Raw genomic sequence first — 20,556 nt, 5'->3', positions numbered from 1 at the left:
TCAATATTGACACTGATTGAGTAAAGCATGGACAGTCGAATCAAGCCCAAGGAGGAACCATGCCGACCACCGGGACCACCGGGACCACCGGGACCACCGGGACCACGGGAACCACCACCCCCGCCACCACGCCTGCCCTCACCCCGGCCCAAGCTCCGGCACCCGCCGCCGTACCGCGCGGACTCGCCGGCGTCGTCGTCACCGACACCGCGCTCGGGGATGTCAGAGGAGCCGAGGGCTTCTACCACTACCGCCAGTACTCCGCCGTCGAGCTGGCGCGCAAGCGGGGCTTCGAGGACGTCTGGTACCTGATGTCCCACGGCGAACTGCCGGACGCCGCCGGGCGTGCGGAGTTCACCGAGCGGACCGCCCGTCTGCGTCGGCTGCCCGAGGACATCGAAGCGGCACTGCCCGTCATCGCCCGGGCCTCCGCCCGGTCAGGACCGCTCGCCGGGCTGCGCACCGCCCTCTCGCTCTTCGGCGCACGCGCCGGGATGCGCCCGCTGTACGACATCGACGCCGACGCGCGCCGTGCGGACGCCCTCGTGGCCTGTGCCGCCGTACCGACGATGCTGACGGCCCTCTACCGGCTCGGCCAGGGCCTGGAACCGGTCGAACCACGCGATGATCTGCCCCACGCCGCCAACTACCTCTACATGCTGACCGGTTCGGAACCGAACCCCGATCGGGCGCGGGCGATCGAGCGCTATCTGATCTCCACCATCGACCACGGTTTCAACGCCTCCACCTTCACCGCCCGGGTCATCGCCTCCACAGGGGCCGATCTGGCCGCCGCTCTGGTGGGCGCCGTGGGGGCGCTCTCGGGGCCGCTGCACGGCGGAGCGCCGAGCCGGGCACTCGACACCCTCGACGCCATCGGGACCGTGGACCGTATCGACACCTGGATCAGGGAACGCGTCGGCGCCGGGGGCCGGATCATGGGCTTCGGCCACCCCGTCTACCGCACCGAGGACCCCCGCTCCCGCATGCTGCGCGAGATCGCCGAGAGCTTCGGCGGCCCGTCGGCCGACTTCGCCGTCCAGGTCGAGTCACGGGTCGAGGCGATCCTCGCCGAACTCAAGCCCGGCCGAGAGCTGCACACCAATGTGGAGTTCTACGCGGGTGTGGTCATGGAGCTGTGCGGCCTGCCGCGTGCGATGTTCACGCCGACCTTCGCCGCCGCGCGGGTGGTCGGCTGGAGCGCCAATATCCTGGAGCAGGCGGCGGACTCCAAGATCATTCGCCCGGCGGCCCGCTATGTGGGACCGCCCCCGCCCCAGCCGGTGCCGGCCGGCTGAGCGGGACGGAACCCGACCCGGCACGGAGGCGCGCGCGTGAGCAGGAAGCAGATCCCGGTGGTCGTTCTCACCGGCTTTCTGGGATCGGGCAAGACGACCTTGCTCAACCATCTGCTGCGCCGCCGCGCCGGCAACAGGATCGCGGTGGTCGTCAATGACTTCGGCGCCGTCGAGATCGACGCCATGACGGTCGCGGGACAGGTCGGCTCGACGGTCTCGCTCGGCAACGGCTGTCTGTGCTGCGCCGTGGACGCGAGCGAACTCGACGGCTATCTGGAGCGGCTGACCCGGCCGTCCGCCCGGATCGACATCGTCGTCATCGAGGCCAGCGGGCTGGCGGAACCGCAGGAACTCGTCCGGATGATCCTCACCGGCGACCATCCGCACGCCGTGTACGGGGGACTGGTCCAGGTCGTCGACGCCGCCGAGTTCGACGCCACCCGGGCGCGCCATCCCGAGATCGACCGGCATGTCTCCATCGCCGATCTCGTGGTGCTCAACAAGACCGACCGGGTGGCGGAGACGGAACAGCGGCGCGTCCTCGCCACCCTGGAGCGACTGGGGCCGGGGACGCCGGTGGTCTCCGCCTCGTACGGGCGGATCGACCCGGAACTGCTCTTCGACCCGGCGGTCCGGCCCGACGAGGAGGAGAAGGCGCGTCAGCTCTCCTTCGAGGACCTGTACGAGGACACGCACGGCGACGACACGCACGGCGACGACACGCACGGCGAGGACACGCACGGCGAGGACACGCACGGCTCCCATGACGATCACCCGTCCCACGACGGGCATCTCCACGCGGCCTACGAGAGCGTGTCCTTCACCGCCGGGGCACCCATGAACCCGCGGCGGCTGATGGCCTTCCTCGACTCCCGGCCCCCGGGGCTCTACCGGATCAAGGGATTCGTCGACTTCGGGTCGGCCGACCCGGCCAACCGCTACGCCCTGCACGCGGTCGGCCGGTCGCTGCGCTTCCACCCGGCGCCCTGGGGCCGCGGCGAGGAACGCCTCACCCAACTGGTGCTGATCGGCTCGGGAATCGACCGGGAGGCCCTGCTCAAGGAGCTGGACGCCTGCCAGGAGACGGAACCGCGGGACGCCTCCGCCGTCGACCGGAGCGGCATGTGGGGCGTCCTGCGCTACGTACCCGACCTGACCGAGTCTGAAGCCGAGCCCGGGTCCGGGTCCGGGACCGGGTCTGAGCCCGAAAGCCCGGACCCGGACCCGGATCTGGACCCGTACCCCTACTCGTAGCCGTAGTCGGACCCGTACCCATACCCGTACCCGGACGTGCCGTGAACGGACCGCCCGTCAGTGCGCGGGGCCGGCCAGTGTCTCGACCGCCTTCGTGAACGGCGTGCCCGAACCGTCCCGGCGCGGATCGGGCGCCGGCAGCTCCACCGGAGTCCCGGTCTTCGTGGCCGCCCGAGCCGGACTCGCCCCCGCCCAGGCCAGAACCAGCATGTCCTCGCCCTTCAGGAAGCGGTGACAGCGCACACCGCCCGTGGCCCGCCCCTTGCGCGGGTACTGGTCGAACGGGGTGAGCTTGGCCGTACGCGCCGAATCGTCCAGCGTGCCGTGTGAGCCGGTGAGCGTGAAGACCACGCCGTCCACCGCCGGATCCACCGCGGTGAAGGAGATCACCGAGGCGCCCTCGGCGAGCTTGACGCCCGCCATACCGCCCGCGGGCCGGCCCTGCGGCCGTACCTGCGAGGCCGGATAGCGCAGCAGTTGGGCGTCGGAGGTGATGAACACCAGATCCTCCTCGCCGGTCCGCAGCTCCGCGCCGCCGACGATCCGGTCGCCCTCCTTGAGGCTGATGACCTCCAACTCGTCCTTGTTGGACGGATAGTCGGGCACCACCCGCTTGACCACACCCTGGAGCGTGCCCAGCGCGAGCCCCGGGGACGACTCGTCCAGCGTGGTCAGACAGACCACCTCCTCGTCACCCTCCAGTGAGAGGAACTCCGAGACGGGCGCCCCGCCGGACAGACTCGGCGCCGAGGCCGTGTCCGGCAGCTGGGGCAGGTCGATCACCGCGATCCGCAGCAGCCGTCCGGTGGAGGTCACCGCGCCGATGTCGCCGCGCGCCGTCGCGGGCACGGCCGAGACGATCACATCGTGCTTGACGCGCTTGCCGTCACCGCCCTCCAACGGCTCGCCATTGACCGTACGGGCCAGCAGACCGGTGGACGAGAGCAGCACCCGGCACGGGTCGTCCGCGACCTCCAGCGGCACCGACGCGACGGACGAACTCGCCGACTCCAGCAGCACCGTGCGCCGCGGGGTGCCGAACTTCTTGGACACCGCGGCCAGTTCGGACGAGACCAGCTTGCGCAGCTCGGCGTCCGACTCCAGGATTCCGGTCAGCTCGTCGATCTCGCCGTTGAGCCGGTCGCGCTCGCTCTCCAACTCGATCCGGTCGAACCGGGTGAGCCGGCGCAGCGGCGTGTCCAGGATGTACTGCGTCTGGATGTCGCTGAGCGAGAAGCGCTCGATCAGCCGCTCCTTGGCCTGCGCGGAATTGTCGCTGGACCGGATGAGCCGGATGACCTCGTCGATGTCGATGAGCGCGACGAGCAGTCCCTCGACCAGGTGAAGCCGGTCGCGCCGCTTCGTCCGCCGGAACTCGCTGCGCCTGCGCACCACCGTGAAGCGGTGGTCCAGATAGACCTCAAGCAGTTCCTTCAGGCCCAGCGTCAGCGGCTGGCCGTCGACCAGCGCCACATTGTTGATCCCGAAGGTCTCCTCCATGGGCGTGAGCCTGTAGAGCTGCTCAAGCACCGCCTCGGGCACGAAACCGTTCTTGACCTCGATGACCAGACGCAGTCCGTGCGCCCGGTCCGTGAGGTCCTTGACGTCCGCGATGCCCTGGAGCTTCTTGGCCGAGACCAGATCCTTGATCTTCGCGATCACCTTCTCGGGACCGACCGCGAACGGCAGTTCCGTGACGACCAGGCCCTTGCGGCGCGCGGAGACATCCTCGACCGTCGCGGTGGACCGGATCTTGAACGTCCCCCGGCCCTTCTCGTAGGCGTCCTTGATGCCGGCCAGCCCGACGATCCGGCCACCGGTGGGCAGATCGGGACCCGGCACGAAACGCATCAGCGTGTCCAGGTCGGCGCCCGGGTGCCTGATCAGATGGCGTGCGGCCGCCACGACCTCCCCCAGGTTGTGCGGCGGCATGTTCGTCGCCATCCCGACCGCGATCCCGGAGGCGCCATTGACCAGCAGATTCGGATACGCGGCCGGAAGCGTGACCGGTTCCTGCTCCTGGCCGTCGTAATTCGACTCGAAATCGACGGTGTCCTCGTCGATCGACTCCGTCATCAGTGACGTGGCGTCGGCCATCCGGCACTCGGTGTAACGCATGGCGGCCGGCGGGTCGTCGTTGCCGAGCGAACCGAAGTTGCCATGGCCGTCCACCAGCGGCAGCCGCATGGAGAACGGCTGTGCCATGCGGACCATGGCGTCATAGATCGACGCGTCTCCGTGCGGATGGAGCTTGCCCATCACCTCACCCACGACGCGCGCGCACTTCACATAGCCGCGGTCGGGGCGCAGGCCCATCTCGTTCATCTGGTACACGATGCGGCGGTGTACGGGCTTCATACCGTCGCGGGCGTCCGGCAGGGCCCGGGAGTAGATCACCGAATAGGCGTACTCAAGGAAGGAGCCCTGCATTTCATCGACCACGTCGATGTCGAGGATCTTCTCCTCGAAGTCCTCCGGCGGCGGGGTCTTCGTGCTGCGGCGGGCCATCGCGGCTGCGGCTCCTTCACAGTTCTGAACGGCAACTTCTCTGACTGACGCGGACCATTGTGGACCGCGCCGCTGACAACCCCGACCTCGACCCGTCGTTGAGCACGCGTCGGGGGGTGCCCGGCACCGGGAACTTCGCCAGGTGCGAGCACGCTTGCATACAGTGGCAGGACTTCTCCATATCGCGATCGAAGGGACGTACATGCCCATGGGTCACACGGCCACAGCGCAGGCCGGTTCCGGCGGCCTGACAGCGACCGAGCACCGCCTGGCCAACGGCCTGCGCGTGGTGCTCTCCGAGGACCACCTGACCCCGGTCGCCGCGGTGTGCCTCTGGTACGACGTCGGCTCACGCCACGAGGTCAAGGGCCGTACGGGACTCGCCCACCTCTTCGAGCACCTGATGTTCCAGGGCTCGGCACAGGTGAAGGGGAACGGCCACTTCGAGCTGGTGCAGGGGGCGGGCGGCTCCCTGAACGGCACCACCAGCTTCGAGCGCACCAACTATTTCGAGACGATGCCCACCCACCAGCTGGAGCTGGCGCTCTGGCTGGAAGCCGACCGGATGGGCTCACTGCTCGCCGCGCTCGACGACGAGTCCATGGAGAACCAGCGGGACGTCGTCAAGAACGAGCGCCGCCAGCGGTACGACAATGTGCCCTACGGTACGGCCTTCGAGCGGCTGACCGCGCTCGCGTACCCCGAGGGCCACCCGTACCACCACACCCCGATCGGCTCGATGGCCGACCTGGACGCGGCGACCCTGGAGGACGCCCGCGCCTTCTTCCGTACGAACTACGCGCCCAACAACGCGGTGCTCTCGGTCGTCGGCGACATCGACCCCGAGCGGACACTCGCCTGGATCGAGAAGTACTTCGGCTCGATCCCGTCCCACGACGGCAAGCAGCCGCCGCGCGACGGCTCGCTCCCCGACACCATCGGTGAGCAGCTGCGCGAGGAGGTCCACGAGGAGGTCCCGGCGCGCGCGCTGATGGCCGCCTACCGGCTGCCGCACGACGGCACCCGCGAGTGCGACGCCGCGGATCTGGCGCTGACCGTCCTCGGTGGTGGCGAGTCCTCCCGGCTCCACAACCGGCTGGTGCGCCGTGACCGGACCGCGGTCGCGGCGGGCTTCGGGCTGCTGCGCCTGGCGGGCGCCCCCTCCCTCGGCTGGCTGGACGTGAAGACGTCCGGCGGTGTCGAGGTCCCGGAGATCGAGGCCGCGGTCGACGAGGAGCTGGCACGCTTCGCCGCCGAGGGCCCCACCGCGGAGGAGATGGAGCGGGCCCAGGCCCAGCTGGAGCGCGAGTGGCTGGACCGGCTCGGTACGGTCGCCGGCCGCGCCGACGAGCTGTGCCGGTTCGCCGTGCTCTTCGGCGACCCGCAGCTGGCGCTGACCGCCGTGACCCGCGTGCTGGACGTCACCGCCGAAGAGGTACGCGCCGTCGCCGCGGCGCGGCTGCGCCCCGACAACCGCGCGGTGCTGGTCTACGAGCCGGTCACCGCCGACGGCGACGACGCCTCCGCCGATGAAGACGAGACCGACGAGCACGAGGGGGCGGACCAGTGACCGACGCTGCCGTGACCATGGAATTCCACCCGCGCCCGACGGCGGGCGAGGCTCGCCCCTGGGCCTTCCCCGCCCCCGGGCGCGGCGCTCTCGACAATGGCCTGACGGTGCTGCGCTGCGACCGTCCCGGGCAGCAGGTGGTGGCGGTCGAGATCAGTCTCGACGCCCCGCTGGACGCCGAGCCCGACGGGCTCGACGGCATCGCCACGATCATGGCGCGGGCGTTCTCCGAGGGCACCGACAAGCACAGTGCCGAGGAGTTCGCCGCCGAGCTGGAGCGCTGCGGCGCCACGCTCGACTCGCACGCCGACCACCCGGGCGTACGGCTCTCCCTGGAGGTGCCGGTCTCCCGGCTGCCCAAGGCGCTCGGCCTGCTCGCCGAGGCGCTGCGGGCCCCCGCCTTCGCGGACAGCGAGATCGAGCGGCTCGTACGCAACCGCCTCGACGAGATCCCGCACGAGACCGCCAACCCGGCCCGCCGTGCCGCCAAGCAGCTCGCCAAGGAGCTGTTCCCCGCGTCCTCGCGCATGTCACGGCCGCGCCAGGGCACCGAGGAGACGGTGGAGCGCATCGACTCCGCGGGCGTGCGCGCCTTCTACGAGGCGCATGTACGCCCGGCCACCGCCACCGCCGTGATCGTCGGTGATCTCACCGGAGTCGATCTGGACGAGGTCCTCGCCGACACTCTCGGCGCCTGGACGGGCGACACCGTCGCACCCCGTCCCGTACCGCCCGTGACCGCCGACGACACGGGCCGCGTGGTGATCGTGGACCGGCCGGGCGCCGTGCAGACCCAGCTGCTGATCGGCCGCGTCGGCGCCGACCGGCACGACCGGGTCTGGCCCGCCCAGGTCCTCGGCACGTACTGCCTGGGCGGCACGCTCACCTCCCGGCTCGACCGCGTGCTGCGCGAGGAGAAGGGCTACACCTACGGTGTCCGGGCCTTCGGCCAGGTGCTGCGCTCCTCCGCGCCCGACGCCCCGGGCGGCGCGACCGGCGCGGCGATGCTCGCCATCAGCGGCTCCGTCGACACCGCGTCCACCGGCCCCGCGCTGGACGACCTCTGGACGGTGCTGCGCACCCTCGCGGCCGAGGGGCTGACCGACGCCGAGCGCGATGTGGCCGTCCAGAACCTGGTGGGGGTGGCCCCGCTGAAGTACGAGACGGCGGCCTCCGTGGCGGGCACGCTGGCCGACCAGGTCGAGCAGTTCCTCCCGGACGACTTCCAGGCGCGGCTGTACGCGCGGCTGGCCGAGACCGGCACCGTCGAGGCGACGGCCGCGGCCGTCAACGCCTTCCCGGTGGACCGGCTCGTCACCGTGCTCGTCGGTGACGCCGCCCAGATCAAGGAGCCGGTCACGGCCCTGGGGATCGGTGAAGTGACGGTCGTCACCGGCTGATCCGGCCTCTCCAGGGAACCCCGGCGGCTTCGGCCGCCGGGGTTTCCCTTTATGTCCCTCTTTGTTGGTGAGAATGGCTGTCTGCCCTGTGGTGTGCGCTACAAAGGGGCCTGTCTGTTTGGTGATTGAAAGACGACCCGCTTAACGTCGGTCCGGCTGTTCGCCAGTTACGCCGCGTCCGCGGCATCGGACAGTCATCGCCGAGTCCCCGTCAGGCGCGAGCCCGGGGAGCCGGGGACCCATGAAGTCCCTGGGGTGAATCGGACGGCCTTCGCGGCTCGATCACGCGGAGGGGTCCGTAGGAGACCTTCCTGCTCCGAACCCGTCAGCTAACCCGGTAGGCGAGAAGGAAGGAAAGGACCAGCCATTCCATGGCGTTCACCCGTGCCACCGGGAAGCATCGTGCCCGCGGCCGTACGATCCGCAGGAGCGCGCACGTCGCGGGCGCCGCGACTCTCACCGCCACCGGCGTCATCGGCACCCTCGCCGCTTCCCCGGCGCTCGCCGCCGACACCGACGTGGCCGCCGCCCGGGGGACCGGACTGGCGCAGGCCCTGGTCATCAACGACTCCCTCGCCGGCGTCATCGACGCCCAGGCCGACGCGCAGGCCCGGGCCGCCGCCGAGGCCGAGGCGGAAGCCGCGGCGAAGGCGAAGGCGGCACGCGAGGCGGAGGCCCGCGCCAAGGAGATCCGTGCCGAGAAGGAGCGCGCGGCGCGGGCCGCGGAGCGCGAACGCCTCAACGCCTTCCAGCTCCCCATCGCCGGCTCGTACGTCACCACCGGATACCGGGCGGGCGGCTCGCTCTGGTCCTCCGGCAGCCACTCGGGCGTCGACTTCCGCGCGGCCTCCGGCACGCCTGTCGTCGCCGTGGGGACGGGCACCGTGGTCGAGGCGGGCTGGGGCGGCTCCTACGGCAACAACATCGTGCTGCGGATGAGCGACGGCACGTACACCCAGTACGGCCACCTCTCGTCGATCGGTGTCGCCGTCGGCCAGAGCGTCACCCCGGGCCGGCTGATCGGCCTCTCCGGCGCGACCGGCAACGCCACCGGGCCGCACCTCCACTTCGAGGCCAGGACGGGCCCCGACTACGGCTCGGACATCGACCCCGTCGCGTATCTGCGCGCGCACGGCGTGAACGTCTGACCACTCCGCCACCCGAAGGCCCCGGCGCACGCCGGGGCCTTCGGTGTTCCACCCGTGTCCGCCGCCCTCCGCTGGCCAAAAGATATCCATGGATTACGGGCACCCATCGGAAATTCTCGATGATTGCAATAGAGTCACGGAACAGGCGTCGATCGGCTGCGTTTCGCGCGTATTAAGGCGGAGGTTCGGACATGCGCATTCCCGCGCACTCGGTATGCACGGCGATTCGCGACGACATCGTCTCCGGCGTATTCGAACGTGGCGGCCGGCTCACGGAGGAGCAGCTGGCGCGGCGCTACGGCGTCTCCCGCGTCCCGGTGCGCGAGGCCCTGCGCACCCTGGAGTCCGAGGGCTTCGTGACCACCCGCCGCCATGTCGGCGCCTGTGTGGCCGAGCCCACGGAGCAGGAGGCGGCGGACCTTCTTGAGGTGCGGCTGCTGCTGGAGCCGCTGGGCGCCGCGCGCGCCGCCCAGCGCCGTACGGAAGCCCATCTCAAGGTCCTGCGCGGCCTGGTCAGACTGGGGCAGGAGCGGGCCCGCAGAGGCCAGGGCGAGGATCTGCGCTCGCTCGGCGGCTGGTTCCACGAGACGCTCGCCCAGGCGTCGGGCAGTCCGGCGCTCACCGCCCCGCTCACCCAGCTCCGGCACAAAATCGCCTGGATGTATGTGGTCGACCGGCCCGCCAGCCCCGTGGAGTCCTGGGCGGAGCACGGCGCGATCGTGGACGCGGTGGCGCGCGGCGACGCGGAGCGGGCGCGGGCACTGACGGCGCTGCACGCGGAGCGCACCGCGGCGGTCCACCGCTTGAAGCGGCCGGAGCGCGGCCGGGAAAAGGTGAGGGCTTCGCAACATACCGTAAACACCGCGGGTGTCCGCGATTAACATTCACGCCGTATACAAAGAAGAGAAAAGGGTGGGGCGCCTTTTTTGGTGCCCGCACGAAAAACGGAACCGCGGTCCGCTGAATTCAGCGAACCGCGGCTCCGTCGTGGAAATACACTCCGGCGTCCGGGAAGTCGGGGATCGTCCCCGGCAGTGCTCAGACCGTCTCGGGCAGCTCGTCGAGTCCTTCGGCGACCAGCTTCGCCAGCCGGTCCAGCGCGGCGTCGGCGCCCTCCGCCTCGGAAGCGAGCACGACCTCCTCGCCACCCTGCGCGCCCAGACCGAGCACCGCGAGCATCGACGCGGCGTTGACGGGGCTGCCGTCGGCCTTCGCGATCGTCACCGGGACGCCGGCGGCCGTGGCGGCGCGGACGAAGATGGAGGCGGGACGGGCGTGCAGGCCCTCGGCCCAGCCGACATTGACGCGGCGCTCAGCCATGGTGTTGCCCTTCAAGTCTCAAAAACGATGTCTAGACCAGCGTCTCATGTGCCACGAATTGCTCCGGTGCCGACCCCGGACGGACCTTGGACAGACCTTGGACGGACCTCGGATCCGCCCCCGTCACCGCCCCCGGAGCCCGGGCCGTGGAGCGGCCCGCACCGTAGGCTTTGCCCATGGAGACGCCGTCGGACCACGCGTACCCCGATCACTGGGAAGCGGACGTGGTGCTGCGCGACGGAGGCACCGCGCGGATCAGGCCCATCACCACCGCGGACGCGCAACGGCTGGTCAGCTTCTACGAACAGGTCTCCGACGAGTCGAAGTACTACCGGTTCTTCGCCCCCTACCCACGCCTCTCCGACCGGGACGTGCACCGCTTCACCCACCACGACTACGTGGACCGGGTGGGGCTCGCCGTGACGGTGGGCGGCGAGTTCATCGCGACCGTACGGTACGACCGCATCGACGAGCGGGGGCTCCCGGCGAGCGCGCCCGCCGACGAGGCCGAGGTCGCCTTCCTCGTCCAGGACGCGCATCAGGGGCGCGGTGTCGCCTCGGCCCTGCTGGAACACATCGCGGCGGTCGCCCGCGAACGGGGCATCCGGCGCTTCGCCGCGGAGGTGCTCCCCGCCAACAGCAAGATGATCAAGGTGTTCCGGGACGCCGGATACACGCAGAAGCGCAGCTTCGAGGACGGCTCCGTACGCCTCACCCTGGACCTCGAACCCACCGCCGAATCCCTCGCCGTGCAGCGCGGCCGTGAGCAGCGCGCCGAGGCACGCTCGGTGCAGCGCCTGCTCACGCCGGGCTCGGTCGCCGTCGTCGGCACCGGACGCGCGCCCGGCGGCGTCGGCCGAACCGTCCTGCGCAATCTGCTCGGAGCGGGCTTCACCGGACGCGCGTACGCGGTGAACCACGCCTTCGCCGAGGACCTGCGCGAGCTGGACGGCGTCCCCGCCTTCCGGTCCGTCGCGGCGATCGGTGACCCGGTCGACCTCGCGGTCCTCGCCGTACCGGCGGTCCGGGTGCCGGAAGCGGTCGCAGACTGCGGCCGGCACGGCGTCCGGGGCCTGGTGGTCCTCTCCGCCGGTTACGCGGAGAGCGGCGCCGAGGGCCTGGAGCGCCAGCGCGAACTGGTGCGGCACGCCCGCTCGTACGGGATGCGCATCATCGGCCCCAACGCGTTCGGGATCATCAACACCGCCGACGCCGTCCGGCTGAACGCCTCGCTCGCGCCCGAGCCGCCCCAACGGGGCCGAATCGGACTGTTCACCCAGTCGGGAGCCATCGGCATCGCCCTGCTCTCCGGGCTCCACCGGCGCGGCGCGGGCCTGTCGTCCTTCATCTCCGCGGGCAACCGCGCGGACGTCTCAGGCAACGACATCCTCCAGTACTGGTACGAGGACCCGGACACCGATGTCGCCCTCCTCTACCTCGAATCCATCGGCAATCCGCGGAAGTTCACCCGGCTCGCCCGGCGTACGGCGGCGCTGAAGCCGGTCGTGGTCGTCAAGGGGGCGCGCCACAGCGGCAGCGCGCCCCCCGGACACGCGGTCCCGGTCACTCGTATCCCCGACGCGACGGTCTCGGCGCTGCTGCGGCAGGCCGGGGTGATCCGGGTCGACACGGTCACCGAACTGGTCGACGCCGGACTCCTGCTCGCCTCCCAGCCCCTGCCGGCCGGACCGCGCGTCGCGATCCTCGGCAACTCCGAATCCCTCGGCCTGCTCACGTATGACGCCTGTCTGACGGAGGGCCTGCGCCCCTCGCCGCCACGCGACCTCACCACCGCCGCGACCCCGGAGGACTTCCGCGCCGCCCTCACGACAGCCCTGTCGGACCCGGCCTTCGACGCGGTCGTGGTGACCGCGATCCCGCACGTGGGGGAGACGGGCACGGCGGATCCCGCCAATGGCGGCGCCGTGGGCACCGCGCTGCGCGAGGCCGTGGCGAGCGCGCCGGGGAAGCCGGTCGCGGTGGTCCATGTGGAGATCGGCGGTCTGGCGGAGGCGCTGGCGGCGGTGGAGGGCAGCGCGCGAGGCCCGGCCGCGGACGCCCCCGGGACGACGATCCCCAGCACGCGAACGGCGGACGAAGCCGACGAAGCCGCCGCACCCGTCACACCCACCGGACCGCCCGCCCCCACGCCCGAAACCGCCGCCCCCACCGAACCGCCCGCCCCCGCACCCACCGCCTCCGGCCGGATCCCCGCCTACCCCGCCGCGGAACGCGCCGTCCGCGCGCTCGCCGAAGCCGTCCGCTACGCGCAGTGGCGACGGCAGAGCGCCGAGCCCGGCAAGGTGCCGGAATCCCTCGACGAGACCATCGACCAGAGCGCGGCCGCCCTCCTCATCGAGCGGCTGCTCGGTGAGACCCCCGACCGCCACGGCGTATCGCTCGACGCCGCCGACACAGGGGAACTGCTCGGGCTGTACGGCATCCCGGTACGCCCCACCCTCCCCGCGCCCGGCCCCGACGACGCCGTCGCCGCGGCGGACAGGCTCGGCTACCCCGTCGCGCTGAAGACCACCGCACCCCATCTGCGCCACCGCTCCGACCTCGGGGGCGTCCGGCTCGACCTCGCCGACGAGGCACAACTGCGCCTCGCCCACCGCGAGCTGACCGAGACGCTCGGCGGCCCCGCCGAGCTGAGGCCCGTCGTCCAGGCCATGGCCCCGCGCGGCGTGGACACCGTCGTACGGGCCGCCATCGACGCCGCCGCCGGAGCCGTGCTCTCCTTCGGGCTCGCCGGAGCGCCCTCCGAACTGCTCGGCGATCTCGCCCACCGGCTCGTACCGGCCACCGACCGCGATGTCGCCGAACAGATCAGATCCATCCGCTCGGCGCCCCTCCTGTTCGGCTGGCGCGGCTCCACACCGGTCGACACCCCGGCCCTGGAAGAACTGCTTCTGCGAGTCTCCCGGCTGGTCGACGACCACCCCGAGATCGTCTCCGTCACCCTGGAGCCCGTGGTCGTCGCCACCCGGGGACTCACCGTTCTCGGCGCGAACGTCCGGCTCGCACCGCCGCCCGCCCGCGACGACCTCGGCCCGCGCCGGCTCCCCAGCTACTGATCGGCCGCCGGTCGAAACCTGGAGGTTCCGGCCGGATGAGGCCGGTACGGAGCGTCTCCGGCAGCCATCCGGCCACCGTAGGATGGAGCCCATGGCGAAGACCGGTACGACGACCCAGGGGCTGCGCACGGCGATCGAGCGCAGCGGCTACTACCCGGCTCTCGTGGCCGAGGCGGTGGAGGCCGCCGTCGGTGGCGAGCCGATCGCGTCGTACGTGGTGCATCAGGAGACCACCTTCGACGCCAATGAGGTACGCAGGCATGTCACCGTCCTCGTCCTGACCGCCCACCGCTTCATCGTGAGCCACACCGACGAGCAGACCGCCGACGCAGGCTCCCCGACCCCGTACGCCACCACCTCCACCGAGTCGGTCAAGCTCGACCGCATCTCGTCGGTCGTGGTCAGCCGCGTCGTCGCCAACCCGGAGTCGTACACCCCCGGCACCCCGCCGCGTGAAGTGGTCCTCACCATCGGCTGGGGCGCCGTCTCCCGGATCGATCTGGAGCCCGCCGCCTGCGGCGACCCCAACTGCGAGGCGGACCACGGCTACACGGGCAGCTCCACGGCCGACGATCTGAGCCTGCGCGTCAGCGAGGCCGGGGACGGCCCGGACACCGTGCGCCAGACGCTCGCGTTCGCCCAGGCCCTCTCCGAAGCCACCGCCGCCGGCACGGCGCCCGGCCGCTGATGGCCGCCGAAGCCCTCTGGCAGGACCCCGTTCCGCTCGCGCTCGACTCCGCGCCGCTGCCCGAGTACGGCAGCGGCTCGCTCGCCGATCTGCTGCCCACGCTCGCGGCCGGCCAGGGCGTACCGAACCTGACCGCGGCCATCTCCGAACTGACCCCCGCCGACCGGAACTGCGTCTTTCTGATCGATGGCCTTGGCTGGGAACAGATCACGGCACATCCGGACGAAGCGCCCTATCTCGCCTCGCTGCTCGGCAGCTCGCGCGGCAACACGGGGCGCCCGCTCACCGCGGGCTTCCCGGCCACCACCGCGACCTCTCTCGCCTCCGTCGGTACGGGTCTGCCGCCCGCCGTCCACGGCCTGCCCGGCTACACGGTCCGCGACCCCGCGACCGGCGCGCTGATGAACCAGCTCCGCTGGAAGCCCTGGACGGATCCGTATGTCTGGCAGCCGTATCCCACCGTCTTCCAGCTCGCCGACGCCGCCGGCGTCCACACCGCCCAGGTGTCGTCGCCGACCTTCGCCCACACCCCGCTCACCAAGGTCGCGCTCAGCGGCGGGACCTTCCTCGGCCGGCTCTCCGGCGAGGAGCGGATGGATCTGGCCGCCGAGCAACTCGCCGCGGGGGACCGCTCGCTGGTCTACACGTACTACAGCGAGGTCGACGGCAAGGGGCACCGCTTCGGCGTCGACTCCGACGCCTGGCGCGGCCAGTTGATGTATGTCGACCGGCTCGTCCAGCGTCTCGCCGAGCAACTGCCGCCCCGGGCCGCCCTCTATGTGACCGCCGACCACGGCATGATCGACATCCCCTTCGACGAGGAGTCGCGCATCGACTTCGACGAGGACTGGGAGCTGCGCGCCGGAGTCGCGCTGCTCGGCGGCGAGGGCCGGGCCCGCCATGTCTACGCCGTACCGGGCGCCGAGACCGATGTGCTCACCGTCTGGCGCGAAGTTCTCGGCGATCGCTTCTGGGTGGCGAGCCGGGACGAGGCGATCGCGGCGGGCTGGTTCGGACCTCCCGGCGCGATGGACGAGCGGGTGCACGGCCGGATCGGCGATGTCGTCGCGGCGGCTCACGACGATGTGGTGATCACCGCCTCCGTACAGGAGCCGCACGAGTCGGCGATGGTCGGGATGCACGGTTCCATGACCCCCGTCGAGCAGCTCGTCCCGCTCCTCGAAGTACGCTCTTAGCGCCTGAAGGACCGCTCCCCGTCGCTTCCGGGCCCTCCTCCTGTCACCGAAAGGCCGTCACCCCCTCATGCCAGAGCTGGTGTTCTTCTCCGGAACGATGGACTGCGGAAAGAGCACCCTCGCTCTTCAGATCGAGCACAACCGTTCCGCGCGCGGGCTCCAGGGCATGATCTTCACCCGAGACGACCGCGCGGGCGAGGGCAAGCTCTCCTCCCGGCTGGGCCTGGTGACCGACGCCGTCGAGGCCGCCGAGGGCTTCGACTTCTACGCGTATCTGGTGGACCGGCTCTCCAGGGGCGGCCGGTGCGACTATGTCATCGCCGACGAGGCCCAGTTCCTCGCCCCCGAGCAGGTCGACCAGCTCGCGCGCGTGGTGGACGATCTGGAACTGGACGTCTTCGCCTTCGGCATCACCACCGACTTCCGCTCCAAGCTCTTCCCCGGATCACAGCGGCTGGTGGAGCTGGCCGACCGGGTCGAGGTCCTTCAGGTCGAGGCGCTCTGCTGGTGCGGCGCGCGGGCCACGCACAACGCGCGGACGGTCGGCGGCGCCATGGTCGTCGAGGGAGCGCAGGTGGTGGTCGGGGATGTCCACCAGAACGGGAACGAGGTGGGGTACGAGGTGCTGTGCCGGCGCCATCACCGCCGCCGGATGACCGCGGCCACCGCGCGGGCGGCCGCCCTCTCCCCGGACGTACTGCCGGTCTGACCCCGGACGTACTCCCGGTCTGACCCCGGACGTAATCCGGTTCGAGCCGCCGCTTGGGTGCCCGGCCGCTCACGTCATCGGGAGCCGCCGGTACACACGGGTCAGTGCCTGGCCGACCGCACGATCGTGAAGACCGCGCCCTCCGGGTCCGCGACCGTCGCGAGCCGCCCGTACTCGCTCTCGCGTGGTGGCGTGATCACCCGCCCGCCCAGTTCGGTCACCAGCCCCGCCGCGGCGTCCGTGTCGTCCACCTCGAAGTACGTCATCCAGTGCGAGCCCAGAACGCGGCTGAGCGACCGGCCGACGCCGTGCAGCGAGGCGACGGGCCTGCCCTCCAGACGCAGCGTCAGGAAGTCGAAGTCGGCCGAGACGACCGACTCGACGTCATAAGCGAAGAGTGCTTCGTAGAACTTTCCGACCGTGGATGTCTCACGCGTGATCAGTTCGTTCCAGATCGGTGTGCCATGGGCCCCCGCGACGGCCGTGCCGATATGCGCCGCCGCCTGCCAGATCCCGAAGACCGCCCCCGACGGGTCCGCGGCTATGGCCATCCGGCCGGCCTCGGCCGCGTCCAGCGGCCCGACGCCGACGGTGCCGCCGCAGCTCCTGATCGTCTCGGCCGTCAGATCGGCGTCGTCCGTGGCCAGATAGGTCATCCAGGCGATGGGCAGCTGCCGGTCCGGCGGGAGCTGGCCGATGCCCGCGATCTCCTTGCCGTCGAGCAGTCCGCGGACATACGGTCCGAGCTGCTGCGGTCCCGGCTGGAACTCCCAGCCGAACAGCGCTCCGTAGAACTCCTCGGTCGCGGCAAGGCCGTGCACCATCAGACTCACCCAGCAGGGCGTGCCGGGTGTGCGCCGGATCGCTGCCTCGGTCATCGTCACTCTCTCCTCGGACCTTCGTGGTGGCGGCCCCGTGCCGAACGCGAGCCGCCGTGTCATGGCCGTACGGCCGTGGAGATGCTGTCACCCAGCCGCATCCCGCGCCGGATGACCGCGCCGCATTTGGCGGGATCTCGATTCGCTGTTTACCCCCCGTTTCTGCACCGTTACGAGCGGCCCGAATCGTGCGGGAGGATGGCGCCCATGACAGCCATCATCACCGCAGCAGAACTCGCCTGCGAGTCGGCCGGGCCGCGCCCGCCCGTCCTGCTCGACGCCCGCTGGCAGCTCGGCGGTCCGCCCGGCCGCGCGCAGTACGAGGCCGGCCATCTGCCCGGCGCCGTCTATGTCGACCTCGACCAGGAGCTGGCGGGCCCGCCCGGCGCGGCCGGCCGGCACCCGCTGCCCGAGGCGGCGGCCTTCGGCGCGGCGATGCGCCGGGCCGGAGTCTCGCAGGACAGGCCGGTCGTCGTGTACGACGGCGGGCAGTCCTGGGCGGCGGCCCGCGCCTGGTGGCTGCTGCGCTGGGCGGGCCACCCGGACGTCCGCGTCCTGGACGGCGGACTGGCCGGCTGGACCGGTCCCGTCACCACCGAGATCCCGGCACCGGAGGAGGGCGACTTCATCCCGGCGCCCGGCGCGCTCGGACTGCTGGACGCGGACGGCGCGGCGGCCCTGGCCCGTGAGGGGCTGCTGCTGGACGCGCGGGCGGCCGAGCGCTACCGCGGCGACGTCGAGCCGATCGACCGCGTCGGCGGCCATATCCCCGGCGCGCTGTCGGCGCCGACCACTGAGAATGTGGCTGAAAACGGTGGGTTTCTCCCGGCCGAGGACCTCGCGGCGCGCTTCGCGGCACTGGGGGTCACCGGCGATTCGAAGGTAGGTGTCTACTGCGGCTCGGGTGTTTCGGCCGCCCATGAGGTGCTGGCCCTGGAGATCGCGGGTATCCCCGCGGCGCTGTACGCGGGTTCCTGGTCCGAGTGGTCCAGCGACGCGTCGCGTCCGGTCGCCAAGGGGCCGGATCCCCAGTAGGCGGATCCCCTGGGCACCCCGGCAGATCCCGAGCGCGCCGAAGGGGTCGGTGCTCACCAGTCGTGGTGAGCACCGACCCCTTCCGCTTCATGCGTACGTCCTTGCTAATCCTGCTTCTTGCGGCGCGTACCGAACACGATCTCGTCCCAGCTCGGCACCGCGGCCCGCCGGCCCGGACGTACGCCGTCCGCCTCCGCCTGGCGGTCCGTCGTACCCGTGAGCCGGTCCCGGTGACCGGCCACCGAACGCGGCATCAGCACATCCGCGTACGCCGATCCGGCACCGGCGGAGGCGGCGGGCGCCACCGGCTCCTCGGCGTCCGGCTCTTCCTCCTGGTCGGCGGCCGGGCCCACGGGCTGCTCGGGCACCACCATGTCGCCGCGGAAGCTCGGCACCGCCTCCAGCAGACTGGTCAGCGAGTCGCGTTCACTCGTGTCGTCCGGCTCGGGCGCGACCGGCCGCTCCAGCTGCCGATCGAGGGAACGATCCAGCGGCCGATCGCGCGGCAGCCGCGCGATCCGGGGCACGAACGGGAAGCTCGGCTCCTTCGCGGCGACCGTGTCGTCGGTGTCACCGATCAGCGCCCGAGCCTCGTCGTCCACGGCCTGCACGAGCCGCCGGGGCGGGTCGTACGTCCAGCTCGCGGAGTGCGGCTCGCCCGCGACCAGATAGACCAGCAGGACTTCCCAGGTGCCGTCGTCGCGGCGCCAGGAGTCCCACTGCACGGTCTCCTTGTCGGCGCCGCGCAGCGTCAGCCGCTCCTGCACGGCCTCACCGAGCTGGGGCCCGGTGTTCTCGCCGGGCCGGCGCACGGCCGTCTTCCTGGCCCGCTCCGCCATGAAGGCGCGCTCGGCGAGCACCGGGCCCTCGAAGCGGCGGACCCGGTCCACCGGGATTCCGGCGTGCTGCGCGACCTCCTCGGCGGAGGCACCGGCTCGTATCCGGGCCTGGATGTCACGCGGTCTGAGGTGGCTCTCCACCTCGATCTCGATCTGGCCGAGACGGGCGCGGTCATTGCGCACGGCGGCGCGTAGCCGCTCGTCAATCGGAAGCGTGTATTCCGTGCTGTCGGCAGCTTTGAGCACCAGTCGTGTGCCGTCGTTGGAGACGGCCACGACACGCAGTTCGGGCATGGGGACCTCCCGGGTGGTGCCTGCCGACGTCACGTGCGTCGCTGCTTCCGCTAGTCGAGTGTGGCCTGCCCGGGTGCAGCCTGCCACAACCTTTCCGTGCTGCTGCCCGGCGTGTCGGGCATGGGTCCTGGATCGCCGATGGCACGGTTACCTGTTTGCGACGCAGAGTGACGGACTCGGTCACTCTCTGCAGCAGGTGCCCGTACGGTGCCAAGGCTCCGCCGGATCGAGTGCCACCTTCGGCCCCCTTCCCGTAGGTCCCGGACGCCCATGAGGGAGTCCGGCCCCAGGGCTCGCCACAGTACTCCATTCGGGCCACGGGGGTGGACCGGCGCGCCGCCCAAGTTCTCCCAGGGTAGGGGAGTTGGGTCCCGGTGACGATCCCGAACGGGTGTCCTGCTTCACAGAATCCCCGAAATCGGAACTATCCGTTTCGCCCAGTTGTCCTTTCCTGGTGCAAGGTGGGACAGATGGGCGATCAGGGACGGTAGATGGATCAGCGGTCGGGCAGCGGTACGCGGCGGGGCGGGAGCGAGGTATCCGGGAACGGGCGGGAACAGCGGCTCGATCTGAGCGTCGCGCAGGTCGCCGGCAGCACGCTCGCGACGGTCGCGGCGGCCGTGCTCGCCTCCCGGCTCGGCGTGTACGGGACGATCGTCGGCGCCGGTGTGGTCAGCCTGGTCGCCACCTGCGGCGGCCCGGTCTTCCAGCATCTGTTCCGGCGCACCGGTGAGCAGATACGCGAGGTCACCGTCCAGGCGAAGCCGGGGGGCCGGCAGGTGCCGGTACGGAACGATTCCGGCAATCCGCCTGTGCCGGACGGGGAGTTCGGGGAGGCCACGACCCATGGCACCCGGGTACGGGGCTGGAAGCGCCCGCTCCGCGCGGCCGTTGTCGTCTTCGTGGTGGCGATGGTCGGCATCACCGGGTTCGAACTCGCCGCCGGGCGGGATCTGAACGGAGGCAAGGGGACGACCGTCGGATACGTCGTACGCGGCGGTGGCGGCGATACCACCCCGTCGAAGGACCCCGCCAACTCCCCCGGCCCCAGCGGGGATCCGAGCGGGGCACCGGACGGGCGGTCGTCGGGCGGCACCGGAGGTACGGACCCGAGCGGCCCGCCCGGCACCGGACCGAGCGCGGGTTCGGGTACGGGTACGGACAGCGGACAGGGCGGCAGTACGGATCCATCGCCCGCCCCGTCCACCACGCCCTCCACCACTCCCTCCGGTTCCGGCGGATCCAGTCCGGCGCCAACTCCCTCCAACGGCACCGGCGGCACCGGAACGAGTGACACCGGAACGGCCGACTCCAGCACGTCGCGGGACACGCCCTGAGGGAC

The 20,556-nt window shown here is 71.4% G+C and carries 16 protein-coding genes and 1 riboswitch; of the genes, 12 read left to right on the top strand and 4 right to left on the bottom strand.

All coding sequences use genetic code 11. The annotated features are described in order from the left end of the window. Window positions 1-59 precede the first annotated feature (59 nt). Complete coding sequence (locus tag ABTZ59_RS05000; RefSeq protein ID WP_351390704.1) at window positions 60-1,298, top strand: citrate synthase; 1,239 nt, start codon at window positions 60-62, stop codon at window positions 1,296-1,298. A 36-nt stretch (window positions 1,299-1,334) separates the two neighbouring features. Beyond that, window positions 1,335-2,552 carry a CobW family GTP-binding protein gene (locus ABTZ59_RS04995; protein ID WP_351390701.1) on the top strand — a complete coding sequence of 406 codons (1,218 nt, stop codon included), beginning with the start codon at window positions 1,335-1,337 and terminating at the stop codon, window positions 2,550-2,552. Window positions 2,553-2,609: 57 nt separating this feature from the next. Here the strand turns inward: ABTZ59_RS04995 and ABTZ59_RS04990 are convergent, their stop codons facing one another. Next, window positions 2,610-5,060, bottom strand: a complete 2,451-nt coding sequence (locus ABTZ59_RS04990; RefSeq protein ID WP_351390698.1) for a DNA gyrase/topoisomerase IV subunit A — start codon at window positions 5,058-5,060, stop codon at window positions 2,610-2,612. Window positions 5,061-5,262: 202 nt separating this feature from the next. On the opposite strand from ABTZ59_RS04990, the gene ABTZ59_RS04985 reads away from it, so the two are divergent. From ABTZ59_RS04985 to ABTZ59_RS04970, 4 genes are all read left to right on the top strand, one after another. Next, entirely contained in the window at window positions 5,263-6,630 is a 1,368-nt protein-coding gene (locus ABTZ59_RS04985) for a M16 family metallopeptidase (RefSeq protein WP_351390966.1), read from the top strand. 17 nt (window positions 6,631-6,647) lie between these two features. Beyond that, complete coding sequence (locus ABTZ59_RS04980) at window positions 6,648-8,030, top strand: M16 family metallopeptidase (protein ID WP_351390963.1); 1,383 nt, start codon at window positions 6,648-6,650, stop codon at window positions 8,028-8,030. Between the two features lie 188 nt (window positions 8,031-8,218). Further along, window positions 8,219-8,388, top strand: a riboswitch (cyclic di-AMP (ydaO/yuaA leader). 13 nt (window positions 8,389-8,401) lie between these two features. Continuing rightward, complete coding sequence (locus ABTZ59_RS04975; RefSeq protein ID WP_351390695.1) at window positions 8,402-9,178, top strand: M23 family metallopeptidase; 777 nt, start codon at window positions 8,402-8,404, stop codon at window positions 9,176-9,178. A gap of 191 nt (window positions 9,179-9,369) precedes the next feature. After that, window positions 9,370-10,059, top strand: coding sequence for a GntR family transcriptional regulator (locus ABTZ59_RS04970; RefSeq protein ID WP_249953028.1), 690 nt, complete (start codon window positions 9,370-9,372; stop codon window positions 10,057-10,059). 157 nt (window positions 10,060-10,216) lie between these two features. Here the strand turns inward: ABTZ59_RS04970 and ABTZ59_RS04965 are convergent, their stop codons facing one another. Further along, window positions 10,217-10,498 (bottom strand): HPr family phosphocarrier protein, encoded by a 282-nt coding sequence (locus ABTZ59_RS04965; RefSeq protein WP_351390690.1) that lies wholly within the window; start codon window positions 10,496-10,498, stop codon window positions 10,217-10,219. Between the two features lie 176 nt (window positions 10,499-10,674). Between ABTZ59_RS04965 and ABTZ59_RS04960 the strand changes: the two genes are divergently transcribed. The 4 genes from ABTZ59_RS04960 (at window position 10,675) to ABTZ59_RS04945 (ending at window position 16,168) form a co-directional block, all read left to right on the top strand. Further along, window positions 10,675-13,575 (top strand): bifunctional acetate--CoA ligase family protein/GNAT family N-acetyltransferase, encoded by a 2,901-nt coding sequence (locus ABTZ59_RS04960; protein ID WP_351390686.1) that lies wholly within the window; start codon window positions 10,675-10,677, stop codon window positions 13,573-13,575. A gap of 91 nt (window positions 13,576-13,666) precedes the next feature. Then, on the top strand, window positions 13,667-14,263 hold the full coding sequence (locus ABTZ59_RS04955; protein ID WP_249953025.1) for a DUF5998 family protein: 597 nt from the start codon (window positions 13,667-13,669) through the stop codon (window positions 14,261-14,263). After that, a complete protein-coding gene (locus ABTZ59_RS04950) occupies window positions 14,263-15,459 on the top strand; it encodes an alkaline phosphatase family protein (RefSeq protein WP_351390681.1) in 1,197 nt (398 codons plus the stop codon). The genes ABTZ59_RS04955 and ABTZ59_RS04950 overlap by 1 nt, the downstream gene beginning before the upstream one ends. A 67-nt stretch (window positions 15,460-15,526) precedes the next feature. Then, a complete protein-coding gene (locus ABTZ59_RS04945; RefSeq protein ID WP_351390678.1) occupies window positions 15,527-16,168 on the top strand; it encodes a thymidine kinase in 642 nt (213 codons plus the stop codon). Window positions 16,169-16,269: 101 nt separating this feature from the next. Here ABTZ59_RS04945 and ABTZ59_RS04940 read toward each other — a convergent pair whose 3' ends face one another. After that, window positions 16,270-17,046: a VOC family protein gene (locus ABTZ59_RS04940; protein ID WP_351390675.1), complete on the bottom strand. Its 777-nt coding sequence runs from the start codon at window positions 17,044-17,046 to the stop codon at window positions 16,270-16,272. A 207-nt stretch (window positions 17,047-17,253) separates the two neighbouring features. On the opposite strand from ABTZ59_RS04940, the gene ABTZ59_RS04935 reads away from it, so the two are divergent. Then, window positions 17,254-18,081, top strand: coding sequence for a sulfurtransferase (locus ABTZ59_RS04935; RefSeq protein ID WP_351390672.1), 828 nt, complete (start codon window positions 17,254-17,256; stop codon window positions 18,079-18,081). A gap of 104 nt (window positions 18,082-18,185) precedes the next feature. Here ABTZ59_RS04935 and sepH read toward each other — a convergent pair whose 3' ends face one another. Continuing rightward, window positions 18,186-19,247 carry a septation protein SepH gene (sepH, locus tag ABTZ59_RS04930; RefSeq protein WP_351390669.1) on the bottom strand — a complete coding sequence of 354 codons (1,062 nt, stop codon included), beginning with the start codon at window positions 19,245-19,247 and terminating at the stop codon, window positions 18,186-18,188. A 458-nt stretch (window positions 19,248-19,705) separates the two neighbouring features. Here sepH and ABTZ59_RS04925 point away from each other — a divergent pair, with 458 nt between their 5' ends. Beyond that, window positions 19,706-20,551 carry a hypothetical protein gene (locus ABTZ59_RS04925; protein ID WP_351390666.1) on the top strand — a complete coding sequence of 282 codons (846 nt, stop codon included), beginning with the start codon at window positions 19,706-19,708 and terminating at the stop codon, window positions 20,549-20,551. Window positions 20,552-20,556 lie beyond the last annotated feature (5 nt).

The sequence above is a fragment of the Streptomyces sp. NPDC094034 genome (assembly GCF_040303865.1).
In the GTDB taxonomy this organism is placed as follows: domain Bacteria; phylum Actinomycetota; class Actinomycetes; order Streptomycetales; family Streptomycetaceae; genus Streptomyces.
This window is presented reverse-complemented; position numbering and strand designations above follow the sequence as displayed.

Excerpts from the sequence above, each read along its gene's own strand:
- ABTZ59_RS04935 (WP_351390672.1), top strand. The coding sequence starts at position 17,254 with ATGACAGCCATCATCACCGCAGCAGAACTCGCCTGCGAGTCGGCCGGG.
- ABTZ59_RS04950 (WP_351390681.1), top strand. The coding sequence starts at position 14,263 with ATGGCCGCCGAAGCCCTCTGGCAGGACCCCGTTCCGCTCGCGCTCGAC.
- ABTZ59_RS04970 (WP_249953028.1), top strand. The coding sequence starts at position 9,370 with ATGCGCATTCCCGCGCACTCGGTATGCACGGCGATTCGCGACGACATC.
- ABTZ59_RS04990 (WP_351390698.1), bottom strand. The coding sequence starts at position 5,060 with ATGGCCCGCCGCAGCACGAAGACCCCGCCGCCGGAGGACTTCGAGGAG.
- ABTZ59_RS04960 (WP_351390686.1), top strand. The coding sequence starts at position 10,675 with ATGGAGACGCCGTCGGACCACGCGTACCCCGATCACTGGGAAGCGGAC.
- ABTZ59_RS04940 (WP_351390675.1), bottom strand. The coding sequence starts at position 17,046 with ATGACCGAGGCAGCGATCCGGCGCACACCCGGCACGCCCTGCTGGGTG.
- ABTZ59_RS04965 (WP_351390690.1), bottom strand. The coding sequence starts at position 10,498 with ATGGCTGAGCGCCGCGTCAATGTCGGCTGGGCCGAGGGCCTGCACGCC.
- ABTZ59_RS05000 (WP_351390704.1), top strand. The coding sequence starts at position 60 with ATGCCGACCACCGGGACCACCGGGACCACCGGGACCACCGGGACCACG.
- ABTZ59_RS04975 (WP_351390695.1), top strand. The coding sequence starts at position 8,402 with ATGGCGTTCACCCGTGCCACCGGGAAGCATCGTGCCCGCGGCCGTACG.
- ABTZ59_RS04925 (WP_351390666.1), top strand. The coding sequence starts at position 19,706 with ATGGATCAGCGGTCGGGCAGCGGTACGCGGCGGGGCGGGAGCGAGGTA.
- ABTZ59_RS04985 (WP_351390966.1), top strand. The coding sequence starts at position 5,263 with ATGCCCATGGGTCACACGGCCACAGCGCAGGCCGGTTCCGGCGGCCTG.
- ABTZ59_RS04955 (WP_249953025.1), top strand. The coding sequence starts at position 13,667 with ATGGCGAAGACCGGTACGACGACCCAGGGGCTGCGCACGGCGATCGAG.
- ABTZ59_RS04945 (WP_351390678.1), top strand. The coding sequence starts at position 15,527 with ATGCCAGAGCTGGTGTTCTTCTCCGGAACGATGGACTGCGGAAAGAGC.
- ABTZ59_RS04980 (WP_351390963.1), top strand. The coding sequence starts at position 6,648 with ATGGAATTCCACCCGCGCCCGACGGCGGGCGAGGCTCGCCCCTGGGCC.